This window comes from Luteimonas campi (assembly GCF_051162505.1).
Lineage (GTDB): Bacteria > Pseudomonadota > Gammaproteobacteria > Xanthomonadales > Xanthomonadaceae > Luteimonas.
The window spans coordinates 129,947-145,495 of sequence record NZ_JBNWEM010000006.1 but is presented as its reverse complement, the minus strand read 5'-3'; the positions used below and the strand labels follow the sequence as shown (position 1 = coordinate 145,495).

Sequence of the window (15,549 nt, the reverse complement as noted above, 5' to 3'; positions counted from 1 at the left end):
GCCCTCAGGCCACGCGCGAGCTACCCTTGCCAAGCGCCGAGCGGGCTGCATGCAGCGCCCGCAACTTCGGCGCCACCATCGGGATGGTCAGCATCGTGCTGGCCACCGCCATCAGCAGCAGGGCGGTGAAGGTGGCGCTGGTGATGATCGCCTTGTCGACCAGGATGTTGGCGAAGATGATCATGATCAGGGCCTTGGTCTGCAGCAGCCAGCCGATGATGGAGGCCTCGCCCGGCTTCCATCCCAGCAGACGGCCCGCCAGCCCGATGCCGGCGAGCTTGCCAACCACCGAGGCGACCAGCAGCGCGCCCGCGGCGACGAACACCGCCGCCCCGCCCACTTCCCAGGACGTGCGCAGACCGGTGCTCAGGAAGAACACCGGCATCATCACCAGGAGCACGTGGTGGCGCAGCAGGTCGAGGGTCTCCTGCTCGAACCAGTCCGCGTCCATCACCACGCCGGCCAGGAACGCGCCGACCATGTAGTGCAGCCCGGCCCAGTCGGCGCCGAACGCGCACAGCGCCAGCCAGATCAGCATGGCGAACCAGCGATCGCGCGCGGGAATGGCGCGCATCAGGCGCCGGAACGCGATGCAGGCAAGCGCGAACGCCAGCAGGAAGGCCACCTGCCGGCCGATCCGCTCCCAGTCCATCAGCACCAGCGCCAGCACGCCCCAGATGGCGATGTCGTCGAGGCTGGCGTAGCGCAGGATCCGCTGGCCCAGGTGCGAGCGCAGCAGCTGCAGCTTCTCCATCAGCAGGATCAGGATCGGCAGTGCGGTCACCGCGCAGGCCATGCCCACGCCCGCGACGAACTGCCAGGGACGTCCGCCAGGCCCGATCCAGCCGTCGAAGCCCAGCATGCCTACCGCGACCAGCGCGCCGGCCACCAGCGGAACGCCCAGTGCCAGTCCCGCGGTCACGCCGGTTTCGCGTCGGTTGGCCCAGGCCTGGCGCACGTCCAGCTCGATGCCCGCGATCATCACGAACAGCATGACCGCCCACCAGGCCAGGCCGTTGAGCGCGGTGATGACGTCCGGGTTGAAGACCGTGGCGTGCAGTTCGGGCATCGCCCGGCCCAGCACGCCGGGGCCGAGCAGGATCCCGGCGACGATCTGCACCACCACCAGCGGCGCCCAGTAGTCGGTGCGCAGCAGCCGCCAGACCAGGTAGGGGACGGCGAAGATGATCGCCATCGCGATCAGGAACAGCTCGGTGGTCGTGATCGCGTGGCTCATCCGTGCGGCATCGCGGCTGGGAAGCTCAGTGTCCCCCGCCCGCGGTCAGCCTGTCGAGATCGATGCCCTGCCTGCGCAGGATGCCGGGCGTCCGCGCGGCATAGAACGCCAGGTAGGCGAAGCAGGCCACGCCGACCAGGAAGCTCAGGTGGATGCCCTGGGTATCGGCCAGCCAGCCCTGAAGCCAGCTGACCAGGCCGCCGCCCATGATCATCATCACCAGCAGGCTGCTGCCCTGCCCGGTATTGCGGCCCAGGCCGGTGATGGCCAGGGCGAAGATGCACGGCCACATCGTGCTGCAGAACAGGCCCACGCTGATGAAGGCGATGACGCTGGTCATGCCGGTGGTGGCCATGCCCACCAGCAGGGCGGCGATGCCGCACAGCGAGAAGTACAGCAGCATCCGCGCCGGGTTGCCGCGGCTGGCGAAGGTGGCAGCGATCATCACCACGATCACCGCGCCGTACAGCACGAACTGCATCACCGAATATCCGGCAATGGTGTTCACGGCCAGGAATACACCGAAGGCCAGGTAGGGCAGCAGCAGGGTCAGCACCAGCTTCACCGAGGGCGCGGCGTTGAATGCGCCGGCCGCGCCGGCCCAGCGGCCGATCATCAGGCTGGCCCAGTACAGCGAGACGAAGGGCGCGATCATCGCCGTGTTCAGCCCCAGCCCACCCTGTTCGACCGGTAGCTTGAGATAGGCGGGCAGGTTGGCGATGGTCGCCACCTCGACCCCGACATAGACGAAGATCGCGATCATGCCCAGCGCCAGCTGGGGGTAGGCGAAGGCCGACTTGCGATGCGCCAGGCGGGCCGGATCCTCGGCCTCGTCCTCGGCGATGGCTTCCAGGTCGATGCGGTTGGGAACCGAGGAGAACTTCAGGAACACCGCGACCAGCACGAACGCGGCACCGAGCACGAGGTAGGGCGTCTTGACCGATTCGATGCTCGCCTCGGTACCGCCGGCGGCCACGCTGCCGAAGATCGCCAGGCTCACCAGCAGCGGGCCGATGGTGGTGCCGAAGTTGTTGACGCCGCCGGCCATGGTCAGGCGCTGCGCGCCGGTCGCAGGGTCGCCCATCATGATCGCCAGCGGGTTGGCCGCGATCTGCTGCAGCGAGAACCCAAGTCCGACTATGAACAGGCCCGAGAGCATCAGGCCGAACGAGGCGGTGTTGGCGGCCGGGTAGAACAGCAGCGTGCCCACGGCCGAGATCAGCAGGCCCAGGGAGATACCGTTCTTGTAGCCGATGCGGTTGAGCACGTCCGCGCCGATCAGCTTGGACACCGCGAAATAGATGATCGAGCCCACCGTGTAGGCCACGTAGAAGGCGACCGCCACGTACTGGCTCTGCGCCTGCGACAGGTCGAAGGCGTTCTTGAAGACCGGGATCAGGATCTCGTTGCTGGCGGCCACGAAGCCCCAGAAAAAGAAGACGGTGACGAGCACGCCGAACTGCGACCAGCGGGTCTGATGTGTGGTCATGGGTCTGCCGTTGCTTGGTGGAGGGCGGGGAGACAAAGGGCGGTGGCCGGACTCCCCATCCGGCCACCGCCAGTCACGTACCGTCGCAGAGGTGCGCCTCTCCTCGCACTCCGCGCCGGGCACGGCGACCACAACGCTTGTACGGGGTCGTGACAACGTTGTCAAACGTTTCCGTCCCAGGCGCCGCACGCGGTCCGCAAGTCATTGAAGCCGTATTGTTTTCGACGCGACGCAGCATGACACCGCCACCTTGCAGCGGATGTGCCTGGCCCAGCCGTTCCGGCCCTTGGCAGCGTCCCGGCGCGCCGCTAATCTCCGCCCTCTTTTGTCCGCACCCGCCATGCAAACCCCCATTTCCTCCGTGCCACGCCTTCCGCCCCTCGCCTGGGTGATCTTCGGCTCGCGCTGGCTGCAGCTGCCGCTCTACCTGGGGCTGATCGTGGCCCAGTGCGTCTACGTGTTCCTGTTCCTCAAGGAACTCCTGCACCTGGTGCAGGGTGCCAACGCGCTGACCGAGCAGGGCATCATGCTGCTGGTGCTGGGGCTGATCGACGTGGTGATGATCTCCAACCTGCTGGTGATGGTGATCGTGGGTGGCTACGAAACCTTCGTGTCGCGGCTGGGGCTGCACAATCATCCCGACCAGCCCGAGTGGCTCAGCCACGTCAATGCCAGCGTGCTGAAAGTCAAGCTGGCGATGGCGATCATCGGCATTTCGTCGATCCACCTACTCAAGACCTTCATCGCCGCCGGTGAAGTCGGCATTCCGCTATGCGGTTCGGCCGAGTACATCGCAGCGCTCGGCGCACACGCGCAGGCTCTGGGCAGCGGTCTCAATATTGCGGCGCCCGGCTGCACCAAGGTCACCCCGGCGGGGGTGATGTGGCAGTCGATCATCCACGGCGCCTTCATCCTGTCGGCCATCGGCATCGCCTATACGGACAAGCTGATGACCGGCAGCAGCGCCAAGCGCGAGCACGCCGCCGGGCACTGAGGGTCCGCCCGGTCGCCACTGGCCTGCGATGGCTCGCGGGCCGGTGGCCTGACGGTGTGGTCGCGAGCTAGCCGATCGGCGCCTCGACCCCGGGCGCAAAATCCGGCGTCGCGGGGTGAAAACGCGGCCGGACCGCGTCATTTCCTGCGCATCCAGTCAGGCCCGGCGATGGTTGCCCGGGCAACGACTGCGCTGTCATGCGGGCCGCAGCCGTCTTGTTGCACCGCAGAGTGACACCCCGCGTAACGTCATGTTATCAAATCGGCGCGTCTATGTTAGCGCTAACAATAAGAAGAAACACCATGCAGGGAAGCATGAAGTCACAGGCAGTACGCGGTCGCCGGTCGCCACGGGCGCGGTCGGCAGGACAGAGACCCGCAGTCGATTGAAGTCTGTTGAAAGCGACGGCCGCCAGGCCGCGCGGCCCGGAGGAAGGGCGCAACGCGAAACACCTACTGAAGTCATGATCAACGGGGAGGGCAGTCGAATGAGGGTGAGCAGAATCCTGGAAGTTCGGCACTGGCGTGGCCGCAAGGTCGCCGTGTGCAGCGACGCGCTTTTCTTCGCTCTAAACCAGTGCTGAGGACATATCCATGAGCAACAAGAAGTTGAAGGGGCTGAAGTCGACGGCGATGTTCACCTTCGTGGGCGGCGTGCTGATCATCAACCCCGTATTCGCGCAGGACCCGGCCCAGAACCAGCCGGTCGCACAACAGACCCAGGCCGCTGCCCAGGACGCCTCCACGCTCGACACGGTCGTGGTGACCGGCCTGCGCAACAGTCTCGAGAACTCGATGGGGATCAAGCGCGACACCTCGGGTGTCGTCGACGCGATCAGCGCCGAGGACATCGGCAAGTTCCCCGACACCAACTTGGCCGAATCGCTGCAGCGCATCACCGGCATCTCGATCGAGCGGCGCAACGGCGAAGGCGCCCAGGTGACCGCGCGTGGCTTCGGCCCTGGCTACAACATGGTCACGCTCAACGGTCGCCAGATCCCGGGCGCGGACGCGTTCTCCAACGGCGACTCCGTCACTGGCGGCGTCGGCGCGGGTACCCGTGGCTTCAACTTCGCCCAGCTGGCCTCCGAGGCGATCAGCGGCATCACGGTATTCAAGACCGGCCGCGCCAACGCCCCCAGCGGCGGCATGGGCGCCACCATCGACATCCTGACCTCGCGTCCGCTGGATCTGCCGTCCGGGCTCACGTTGAACACTGGCCTGAAGCTCGGCAACGACCAGTCGCAGACGATCGGCAACAGCATCACCCCCGAACTGTCCTCGGTGATCAGCTTCGCCAGCGACGACAAGCGCTGGGGCGCCAGCCTGAGCACCAGCTTCCAGAAGCGCAAGGGTGGCGAGGCCCAGGCGACCGAGAACCAGTGGAACATCCGAAACTGGACCGGTAGCGATGGCGCCTTCCGGCCCGACATCGAGGTCGTGAACGCGCCGGCGGCCGGTTCGCTCTACTCGATCCCGAACGATCTGCGCTACGCCTTCTCGAACTTCGAGCGCGAGCGCATCAATGCGCAGGGCGTGCTGCAGTTCGCGCCGACCGATGCGCTGACCCTGACCCTGGACTACACCCACTCGACGAATGAGATCGCCGAGGACCGCGGTGAGCAGACCCAGTGGCTCAACCAGGGCAGCGGCTTTACCCACATCGAGTTCGACACCAGCGGTGCGGTCGCGGTGCCGGTGTACATCCGCGAGGTGACCGGTGGCAAGGACTTCGGCTACGAGCAGCAGCGCAACGAGCAGAAGTACAAGCTCGACTCGATCGGCTTCAACGCCGACTGGCAGGTCACCGACCGGCTCAACCTGAACTTCGACGTGCACCGTTCGGAAACGAAGAGCCTGCCGAACGACCCGATTACCGGCGGCAGCGTCACCGCGTTCTCGTTCGCCGGCACCAATGCCTGCGCGCCGGGCGCGGGCCCCTACTGCGGCGGCAACTGGGCGCAGGAGCTGTACTTCAACAACAGCCTGCCGATCATGGCCCGCACCTGGTATCCGACGCTGGCCGATGCCAACGCCGGCACCAACGGCGTGCTGAATCCCGACTTCCCGATCGAGCAGGTCGGCACGCAGATCCAGCGCATCTGGTACTCGAGCCAGGAGAGCAAGGTCGAGCAGGGTCGTATCGACGGCACCTTCGAGTTCGACAACGGCCGCCTGCACTTCGGCGTCGATTCCTCCAAGGTCTCGATGCGTCGCATGGGGTCCACCGACTCGCAGGCGGTGCTGGGCAACTGGGGCGTCGACAACGTCGGCGAAGAGCCCGGGTTCGCCGACCTGATCCAGCCGATCAGCATCACCGACATGTTCGAGGACTTCGACACCTCGGGCGCCGCGTCGGGCGCGTGGTGGGGCAACGCCAGCCAGCTGGCACAGTGGGCGACCGGCTTCTACGGCACGTCGGCCACCTACAACCCGCAGATGCAGAACAACGACCAGATCGAGGAACGCACCGATTCGGTCTACCTGCAGTACACCTGGGACGGCGAGCTGGGTTCGATGCCGGCACAGCTGGTCGTCGGCGCGCGCTACGAGCAGACGGACCTGGTCTCCACCTCGCTCATCCAGCTGCCCGCTTCGGTCAACTGGAACGGCGACAACGACTTCGCGATCTCGCAGTCGGACCAGCGGGAGTTCTACACGGAAGAGGCCGAGTACAGCTACCTGTTGCCCAACCTCGACTTCAGCCTGGACTTCACCAACAACCTCAAGGGTCGCGTCTCGCTCAGCCAGACCATCGCGCGCGCGCCCTACGGAAACCTGTACGCCGGTCCCGGCGCGCCCGGCACCCCGAACGGCTCCGTCCTGATCGGCCCCAGCTTCCGCGCGGGCGCCAACGACCAGAACCCGACGCTGCTGCCGCTCGAGTCGGACAACGTCGACCTGGCGCTGGAATGGTATTTCGCCCCGGCCAGCTACCTGTCGGTGACGTTCTTCGACAAGCGCGTGGACAACTTCATCGGCACCCAGCAGACCCAGGAATCGATGTACGGTCTGCGTGACCCGACCTCCGGTCCGGATGCGCAGCTGGTGCTCGACTGGCTCACGAGCGGTGCCTGCGACGCGCAAGTTGCGGGCAATCCGGACGTCAGTCCCAACGCCTGCGGCGCCAACAACATCGCGCTGTTCACGGCGATGGCGCTGTATCGCAATGCGGACGTGACCGGCGGACTCGCGGCTTACGACGGCACCGACGCGCAGTGGACCGCGATGGAGCAGCTGGTGCGCCAGTCGGGCAACGAGCTGATCGGGACCGATGCCGACCCGCTGTACGTGTTCAACGTCAGCCGCCCGATCAACCAGCGCAAGGCCCGCATCCACGGCTGGGAACTGGGCGGACAGTACTTCTTCGGCGACAGCGGTTTCGGCGTCCAGGCGAACTACACCATCGTCAAGGGCGACGTCGGCATCGACGATGCCGCGGCACCGGGCGTGAACCAGTTCGCGCTCACCGGCCTGAGCGACACCGCGAACGCCGTGTTCATGTACGAGAAGTACGGCTGGACCGCCCGACTGGCGTGGAACTGGCGCGACGAGTACCTGTTCGCGGCGAACCAGAACGGTTCCAACACGAACCCGTTCTACGTCGAGGAGTACTACCAGTGGGACTTCAGCGTCAGCAAGCAGCTGAGCGACAACTGGGCCGTGGGCTTCGAGGCGATCAACCTGACCGGCGAGGACGTGCGCTGGCGCGCCCGCACCGAGAAGCAGATGGTCCGTCTGCTCGACCAGAGCCCGCGCTACATGGCAGCGATCCGCTACACCTTCTGACGCCGAACCTCTCCAAGGCCCAGAGGGTGTGAACGGTGGGGCCGTTGCCTGGTGCAACGGCCCCTTTTTTCGCCTGTGGCGCGACTCGATTTCCCGGCGCGGCAGAGGCATGATTGGGGCGAGGGCCGTGCATCGTGCGGCCGCGTCCACCAAGCGGCGCGGCACGGGTGCGGCGCCGCCGGAGCTGAAATGTCGCATCAGTTGCTCGATAACCTGACCCACAAGGACCTGCGGGTCCTGACCCATTTCGGAGCCGGACTCGGCGATCCCGCGGGCCTGGTCCCGATCTGGCCGACCGAGTTCGCCGAGGCGCAGCGCGAGTATCCGATCTTCTTCCGCAAGGACGAGCAGGGCGCTTTCCAGGCCGTCGCCCTGCTCGGCTTCGATGGCGGCGAGAACCTCTATGTCCAGGGCGACCGCTGGAACGCCAGCTACCTGCCGGGCGCCGTCGCGCGCGGCCCGTTCCTGATCGGTTTCCAGGAGCAGCGGGTGGGCGGCGAACTGGTTCGCGAACCGGTGATCCACGTCGACCTTGAACACCCGCGAATCTCCCGCGACGGCAGCGGAACGGCCGTCTTCCTGCCCAAGGGCGGGCACAGCCCGTATCTCGAACACGTCACGACCGTGCTGCGCGGCATCAACGACGGGGCCGCTGCCGCTGCGGCCATGTATGCCGAATTCGACGGGCTCGGCCTGCTCCAGCCCACCAGCCTCGAACTGCAGTTCGACGAGGCGCACGGCGCGCGGCTGACCGGGCTGTACGCGATCGACCGCGAGCGGCTGGCTGCCCTCGATGCCGAACAGTTGCATCGCCTGCACCGCGCGGGCCTGCTCGAGGGGGTCTACCTGCTGCTGTCGTCGCTGTACAACATGCGGCGCCTGATCGCCGAGAAGCAGCGTCGCCTGCGCGCCGAGGCCGAGGCGGGGCAGACCGCCTGAGCATGGACCCGGCGCCCGCCAGCGTACGCACGATCGACGGCTGCAGGCCGGACGCGCTGCCGCTGGCGGATCTGCTTGCCGGTGGCGAACCGGTGGTGCTCAGGGGGATTGCACGCGACTGGAGCCTGGTCGTCGCCGGCCGCAAGTCTCCGAGGGACGCTATCGACCATCTGCTCGCGCACTACAACGGCCGGCCCTTGCCCTACTCATGGGGGCCGCCGGAGACGGCAGGGCGCCCGTTCTACAACCACGATTACACGCAGCTCAATACCGAGGCGCGTCGCGGCCAGCTCGACCAGGTGCTGGAAGAGATCCACGCACACCTGGACGACGCCCGACCACCGACCCACTACGTGGCGTCGGTGCCGGTGGACGGCGTGCTCCCCGGGCTGCGCGCGTCCAACGACCTGGATTTTGCCGCGCACGGGGTGGACGCGCCGCCGGCGATCTGGATCGGCAACCGCACCACCGCTTCCTGCCACTACGACGCGCCCGACAATATCGCCTGCTGCGCGGTGGGCCGACGCTGCTTCACGCTGTTTCCGCCCGAGCAGATCCACAACCTCTATCCCGGCCCGCTGGAGCCAACGCCGGGCGGACAGGCGGTGAGCCTGGTCGACTTCGAGGCCCCGGACTTCACGCGCTTCCCCCGCTTCCGCGACGCGCTTGTCCACGCCCGCAGCGTTGAGCTGGAGCCGGGCGATGCGATCTTCATCCCGAGCATGTGGTGGCACCACGTGCGGGGGCTTGAGCCGTTCAACGTCCTGGTCAACTACTGGTGGAACAGCATGCCGGCCTGGGCACCCACGCCGATGCATGCGCTGCACCACGCGATGTGGGCGATCCGCGATCGCCCCGACCGCGAGAAGCAGGCCTGGCGCGAGGTTTTCGAGTACTACGTGTTCGGCCCGGCCGGGCGTGCGGGCGGACACCTGCCGGCGCAGGCGCGCGGGTGGCTGGCGCCGTTCGACGACACGGCGGCCCGGCGCATGCGGGCCTGGCTGATCGCGCGTCTGAACCGGTGACGACGTCCATGCGTTAAACGCCGACCGCCACGACGCCGCACAGGCGTCGCGGACCGGAAGCGATCATCTTCACAGCGGTCATTGCAGCCAAGGGGGCAGGAAACATGACACAGGGCAGGATCAGGCGCGTCGTCATCGCCGGCGGTGGCACGGCGGGCTGGGTGGCCGCCTGCGCGCTGACCCACCAGTTCCGCGACATGCTCCAGGTCACGCTGGTGGAGTCGGAGCAGATCGGCACCGTGGGCGTGGGCGAATCCACCATTCCGACGATCCGGACCTTCCACCGCCTGCTGGGGATCGACGAGCGCGAATTCATGAGTTCGGTGGCGGCGAGCTTCAAGCTGTCCATCTCCTTCGAGAACTGGCTGCGACCGGGCTCGCGCTACTTCCATCCTTTCGGTCTGACCGGCCTCGGCTCCTGGGCGGCGGAGTTCCATCATTTCTGGCTCGACAGCCTGCGCCGGGGGCTGAAGACGGAACTTGGCGACTTCTGCCTGGAGACGGTGGCCTCCCGGGTCGACCGGTTCGCACTCACCCATCACAACAGCGGGGGGCAGCAATGGTCCACCCGATGGGCCAACCAGGCGATGTCGCCCGACCGGCTGGAGGTGAACTACGCCTACCATTTCGACGCGGGGCTGTACGCGGCCTACATGCGCGAGCGCGCCGAGCGCCAGGGGCTGCGCCGCATCGAGGGCAAGATCCAGCAGGTGCGCCAGCATCCGGAGAGCGGCTACATCGAGGCGCTCGTGCTGGACAACGGCAGCGTGGTCGAAGGCGACCTGTTCATCGACTGCACCGGCGGCCGCGCCGTGCTGAGCGAGCAGGCGCTGCACACGGGATACGAAGACTGGAACAACTGGCTGCCCAGCAATCGCGCTGTTGCGCTGCAGACCGAAGCCGACGGACCCGCCGTGCCGTACACCCGCGCCATCGCGCACGAGGCCGGCTGGCACTGGAAGATCGCGCTGCAGCACCGCATCGGCTGCGGGATCGTGTTCTCCGACGCGCACATGTCCGACGACGAGGCCACCGCGAAGCTGCTGGCCGAGAACCCCGCCAGGCCGCTGCGCGATCCCTGGATCATCCCGTTCCGCACCGGCCGCCGACGCAAGGCCTGGAACAAGAACGTGATCGCCCTGGGCCTGGCCAGCGGTTTCATCGAACCGCTCGAGTCCACCAGTATCCACCTCACGCTCAGCGGCGTGGCGCGCCTGCTCAAGCTGTTCCCGGACGAGGGCGTCGACGAGTCGATGGTGCAGCGCTACAACGACATCAGCCGCGCGGAGATGGAACATGTGCGCGACTTCATCATCCTGCACTACCACCTCAACCAGCGCGACGAACCGATGTGGCAGCAGGTCCGGCACATGAGCCTGCCGCCGGAGATCGCCCATCGCATCCAGATGTTCCGCGATCGCGCGCATGCGCTGCAGGGCGAGGACGAGCTGTTCCGGCTCGATTCCTGGACGCATTGCATGCTCGGACAGGGGGTGGTTCCGAAGTCGCACCACCCCATCGCACGCACGCTGGCCGACGACGCGCTCAAGCGCCTGTTCGACGGCATCCGCCAGCCGATCGAGCGCGCCGTGGCGGCCATGCCCAGCCACCAGCAGTTCCTCGACAGCTATTGCAAGGCACCGCCCTCGGCCTGGGAACTGATGTACGAGCGCGCCCGCGCTCATGCGCGCATCACCGGAACGATCGCCGGCGTCGGCGGCGAGCTGGCCGGGTGACGGGCCAGTGCTGATCCAGCCGCATCCCGGTCTGCGCATGCAGACGCACCGGATCGGCACCGAAGGCGCGCCGCTGCTGGTTATCGACCAGGCGGTGGCCGATCCCGACCGGCTGGTGCGCAAGGCCGGACGCGGGCATTTTGCGCCGCAGGGCACGCTGTTCCCGGGCCTGCGCATCCGCGCGCCGCTGTCCTATGAAGTGTTCCTGGAAAAGCTGCTGCGTCCGCTGCTGGCCGCCCATTTCGGCCTGCCCGGCCAGGCGCGCCTGGCCTTCCCGATGTGCCACTACTCGCTGGTCAGCCTGCCGCCGGAGCGGCTGAACTTCCTGCAGCGCGTGCCGCACGTGGATTCGGTCCAGGCCAACGGCCTGGCCACCGTGCACTACCTGTTCCGCGGCGACTGGGGCGGCACCGCGTTCTACCGGCATCGGGCCACAGGCTTCGAAGTCGTGGACGAGGCGCGCAGCGGCCCGTACTTCGATCGCCTGCGCGAGGAGGCGCAACAGGCCGACGCCGTCGGGCCGGGCTATATCAACGGCGACTCGCCGCTGTTCGAGCGGGTGCACAGCGTCGACGGGGTCTTCAACCGCATGCTGGTCTACCGGCGCAACTCCCTGCATTCGGGCAATATCGACAGCGCACGCGTGCCGCCGGCCGACGTCCAGGCCGGCCGGCTTTCGATCAACAGCTTCATCGACGTGCTGGAGTGAGCGCCGTGCGCCATCGCTCGCAGCGCCCGGGCGACAGGCCGCGATCCCCGCCGCACAGCGCGGCGCAGGCGCGCCGGCCGTGAGCGCAATGCTGCTGCTTCTGCTCCAGCTGGTACTGGTGCTCGCCTCCGCCAGGCTCTGCGGTGCTGTGCTGCGCCACCTCGGCCAGCCGCCGGTGATCGGCGAGATGGCGGCGGGGCTGCTGCTTGGGCCGCTGGTGTTCGGCGCGTGGCTGCCGGATGCGCACGCTGCGGTGTTTCCTGCGTCCTCGCTGCCGGTCCTGTCGGGACTGGGAACACTGGGCGTCACCCTGTTCATGTTCATCGTCGGCGTGGAGTTGCGCGGGCCCGAGGGAAATCGCCACCAGGTGCGCGCCGCGGTGTCGGTCGGCGGTTTCGGCATCGCCGTGCCGCTCGCGCTGGGATTGGCGGTCGCGCCCTTGCTGTACCGGCACTTCGCGCCGGAGGGTGTGCGCTACTGGCCGTTCGCACTGTTCGTCGCGGCGGCGATCTCGGTCACCGCGTTCCCTGTGCTGGCGCGCATCCTCAAGGATCGGGACATGGTGCGCTCGACGCCCGGACGCCTGGCCCTGGGCGCGGCGGCGATCGACGATGGCTGTGTGTGGATCCTCCTGGCCGCGGTGCTGGCGCTGGCCGGTGGCGGCCCGGTCATGGCGGTCGGGTCGACTGTCGTGGGCGCCGCGGCCCTGGTCGCTGCCATCTTCCTCCTGCTCAGGCCGCTGTGCGCGCGCCTGCTGCGTCCGGCCACGCTTGAAGGAGCCCCTTCGCCGGGGACGCTCGTGCCGGTGTTGCTTGGGCTGCTGGCCTGCGCCGCGTTCGCCGAGTGGGTCGGCCTGCATGCCATCTTCGGGGCCTTCCTGTTCGGGGTCTGCCTGCCGCGCGACGATCGCCTGGTGCGCTGGTTCACGCGCGGCATCGAGCCGCTGGCGGTCGGCCTGCTGATGCCGGTGGTGTTCGTGCTGGCCGGACAGCACACCACGCCCGAGGCGTTCGGTGGGGCGGGGCCGGGGGCATTCGCGCTGATCCTGCTGGTGGCCATCGCCGGCAAGGTGGCTGGTTGCGCCGCAGGCGCCCGCCTGAGCGGCTACGGCTGGCGCGACAGCATCGCGGTGGGGTCGCTGATGAACGCGCGCGGGCTGATGGAACTGATCGTGATCAAGATCGGCTACGACGCCGGCCTGATCGGGCCGGAGCTGTTCACGATGCTGTTCGCGATGACCCTGGCGACGACGGTGATGGCCTCTCCGCTGCTGGCCCTGCTCTATCGCGGCCGAGGCGCGCAAGCGCTCCCGGCCGCGGCTGAACGCGGTTCCTGATCGGCCGGGGCAGCCGTTCCAGGGGCTGCGACTGCGGTCGCCTAGAATAGGCACATGGATGTTTCCCACCTGCTCGATGGGCTGAACCCGGCCCAGCGCGAAGCCGTGTCCGCGCCGCCCGGCCATTATCTGGTCCTGGCCGGCGCCGGCAGCGGCAAGACCCGCGTGCTCACCCACCGCATCGCCTGGCTGCACGAGGTGATGGGCGTGCCCGTGCACGGCATCTTCGCCGTCACCTTCACCAACAAGGCGGCGGCCGAGATGCGTCACCGCATCGGCGGACAGCTGCGCAACGGCGCGCGCGGCCTGTGGATCGGCACCTTCCACGGCCTGGCCCACCGCCTGCTGCGCCTGCACTGGCAGGACGCGAGGCTGCCGGAAGGCTTCCAGATCCTGGACTCGGACGACCAGCTGCGCCTGGTCAAGCGCGTGGTGCAGCAGCTGGAGTTCGACGAGGCCCGCTTCCCGCCACGGCAGATCGCCTGGTGGATCAATGCGCAGAAGGACGAGGGGCGGCGCCCGCAGCACATCCAGTCCGGCGGCGACGAGTGGTCGGAGGTGATGCTCAAGAGTTACGCGCTCTACCAGGAGCGCTGCGACCGCGCCGGGCTGGTGGACTTCGCCGAGATCCTGCTACGCGCGCACGAGCTGCTGCGCGACAACGCCGCGCTGCTGGCGCACTACCGCCAGCGCTTCGGCCAGCTGCTGGTCGACGAGTTCCAGGACACCAACGCGATCCAGTACGGTTTCGTGCGACTGCTGGCGGGCGACCAGGGCCAGGTGTTCGTGGTTGGCGACGACGACCAGTCGATCTACGGCTGGCGCGGCGCCAAGGTCGAGAACATGCAGCGTTTCCTGCGCGATTACCCGGGCGCGCGCACGATCCGCCTGGAGCAGAACTACCGCTCCAGCGCCAACATCCTGGGCGCGGCCAACGCGGTGATCGCGCACAACCCCGAGCGCCTGGGCAAGCAGCTGTGGACCGACAGCGGCGAGGGCGAGCCGATCGACCTGTACGCCGCCTACAACGAGATCGACGAGTCGCGCTTCGTGATCGAGCGCATCGCCCAGTGGGTGCAGGGCGGCGGCAGCCACGGCGATTGCGCCATCCTCTACCGCAGCAACGCGCAGTCGCGCGCCTTCGAAGAGGCCCTGCTGGCCGAGCAGGTACCGTACCGGGTGTACGGCGGCGTGCGCTTCTTCGAGCGCGCCGAGGTCAAGGACACGCTGGCCTATCTGCGCCTGGTGGCCAACCGCGCCGATGATGCGGCGTTCGAGCGGGCGGTGAACACGCCCGCCAGGGGGATCGGCGATCGCACGCTCGACGAGGTGCGGCGCCAGGCCCGCGCCAGCGGCATCGCACTGTGGGAGGCTTCGCTGCGCGTGCAGCAGGCGGGCGCACTGCAGGCGCGTGCGCGCAATGCGCTGGCCGGCTTCCATGCGCTCATCGATGCGCTCGAGGCCGAAGTGGCCGAGCTGCCGCTCAAGGACAAGATCGACCACGTGCTGCTGCGTTCGGGGCTGCGCGTGCATTACACCAACGAGTCCAAGGGCGCGGCCGATTCACGCGTGGACAACCTCGACGAACTGGTGTCGGTGGCCTCGCGGTTCGTCAAGGGCGACGAGGAGGATGCCGCGCAGCTCAGCGAGCTGGTGGCCTTCCTCGCCTACGCATCGCTGGAAGCCGGCGAAGGACAGGCCCAGGCGGGCGAGGATGGCGTGCAGCTGATGACCCTGCACAGCGCCAAGGGCCTGGAATTCCCGCTGGTGTTCCTGGCGGGGATGGAGGAAGGGCTGTTCCCCAACGCGCGCTCGATCGAGGAGAGCGGACGGCTGGAGGAGGAGCGTCGGCTGGCCTATGTCGGCATCACCCGGGCGCGGCAGAAGCTGGTGCTCAGTTACGCCGAGTCGCGGCGCCTGCACGGCCAGGACATGTACGGCCTGCCCTCGCGCTTCCTGCGCGAGATCCCGCCGGCGCTGCTCAACGAAGTGCGCCCGCGCGTCCAGGTTTCGCGGCCCGCGTTCGCCCCGCAGCCGCGCCGCGACTGGGGTCATGCGTCGCTGGACCAGTCTCCCGGCCTGCGCCTGGGCCAGAGCGTGGTGCATGCCAAGTTCGGCAGCGGTGTCGTCACCGATCTGGAGGGCGGCGGCGCGCACGCGCGCGTGCAGGTCAACTTCGACGAGGTGGGGTCGAAGTGGCTGGTGCTGGCGTATGCCAACCTGACGCCCGCCTAGCCGCCCCGCGACACGTGGGCGAGGCTGCGGGTTCCCGCCTGCCTCGCGACGACACGCCGTC

Annotated in this window: 10 protein-coding genes; 8 read left to right on the top strand and 2 right to left on the bottom strand. The window is 68.0% G+C overall.

Annotated features, from left to right (window positions below; translation table 11 throughout):
- Positions 1–4: 4 nt before the first annotated feature.
- Together ACQYVW_RS16050 and ACQYVW_RS16045 are read right to left on the bottom strand one after the other, a co-directional pair.
- Positions 5–1,237, bottom strand: coding sequence for a cation:proton antiporter (locus ACQYVW_RS16050; RefSeq protein WP_434947665.1), 1,233 nt, complete (start codon positions 1,235–1,237; stop codon positions 5–7).
- Positions 1,238–1,262: 25 nt separating this feature from the next.
- Positions 1,263–2,726 carry an MFS transporter gene (locus tag ACQYVW_RS16045; protein ID WP_434947664.1) on the bottom strand — a complete coding sequence of 488 codons (1,464 nt, stop codon included), beginning with the start codon at positions 2,724–2,726 and terminating at the stop codon, positions 1,263–1,265.
- Between the two features lie 340 nt (positions 2,727–3,066).
- Here ACQYVW_RS16045 and ACQYVW_RS16040 point away from each other — a divergent pair, with 340 nt between their 5' ends.
- The 8 genes from ACQYVW_RS16040 to uvrD all read left to right on the top strand — a co-directional run bounded on the left by ACQYVW_RS16040 (position 3,067) and on the right by uvrD (position 15,488).
- Positions 3,067–3,720 (top strand): TIGR00645 family protein, encoded by a 654-nt coding sequence (locus ACQYVW_RS16040; RefSeq protein WP_434932827.1) that lies wholly within the window; start codon positions 3,067–3,069, stop codon positions 3,718–3,720.
- 593 nt (positions 3,721–4,313) lie between these two features.
- Positions 4,314–7,508 carry a TonB-dependent receptor gene (locus tag ACQYVW_RS16035; RefSeq protein WP_434947663.1) on the top strand — a complete coding sequence of 1,065 codons (3,195 nt, stop codon included), beginning with the start codon at positions 4,314–4,316 and terminating at the stop codon, positions 7,506–7,508.
- Positions 7,509–7,697: 189 nt separating this feature from the next.
- Positions 7,698–8,447, top strand: a complete 750-nt coding sequence (locus tag ACQYVW_RS16030; RefSeq protein WP_434947662.1) for a SapC family protein — start codon at positions 7,698–7,700, stop codon at positions 8,445–8,447.
- A 2-nt stretch (positions 8,448–8,449) separates the two neighbouring features.
- Positions 8,450–9,472, top strand: a complete 1,023-nt coding sequence (locus ACQYVW_RS16025) for a cupin-like domain-containing protein (RefSeq protein ID WP_434947661.1) — start codon at positions 8,450–8,452, stop codon at positions 9,470–9,472.
- 104 nt (positions 9,473–9,576) lie between these two features.
- The gene (locus ACQYVW_RS16020) at positions 9,577–11,208 is read left to right on the top strand and encodes a tryptophan halogenase family protein (protein WP_434947660.1); all 1,632 of its coding nucleotides are present in this window, start codon (positions 9,577–9,579) and stop codon (positions 11,206–11,208) included.
- Between the two features lie 37 nt (positions 11,209–11,245).
- Positions 11,246–11,917 (top strand): DUF6445 family protein, encoded by a 672-nt coding sequence (locus ACQYVW_RS16015; RefSeq protein WP_434947659.1) that lies wholly within the window; start codon positions 11,246–11,248, stop codon positions 11,915–11,917.
- A 79-nt stretch (positions 11,918–11,996) separates the two neighbouring features.
- Positions 11,997–13,253 carry a cation:proton antiporter gene (locus ACQYVW_RS16010; protein ID WP_434947658.1) on the top strand — a complete coding sequence of 419 codons (1,257 nt, stop codon included), beginning with the start codon at positions 11,997–11,999 and terminating at the stop codon, positions 13,251–13,253.
- A 54-nt stretch (positions 13,254–13,307) separates the two neighbouring features.
- A complete protein-coding gene (gene uvrD / locus ACQYVW_RS16005; protein WP_434947657.1) occupies positions 13,308–15,488 on the top strand; it encodes a DNA helicase II in 2,181 nt (726 codons plus the stop codon).
- Positions 15,489–15,549 lie beyond the last annotated feature (61 nt).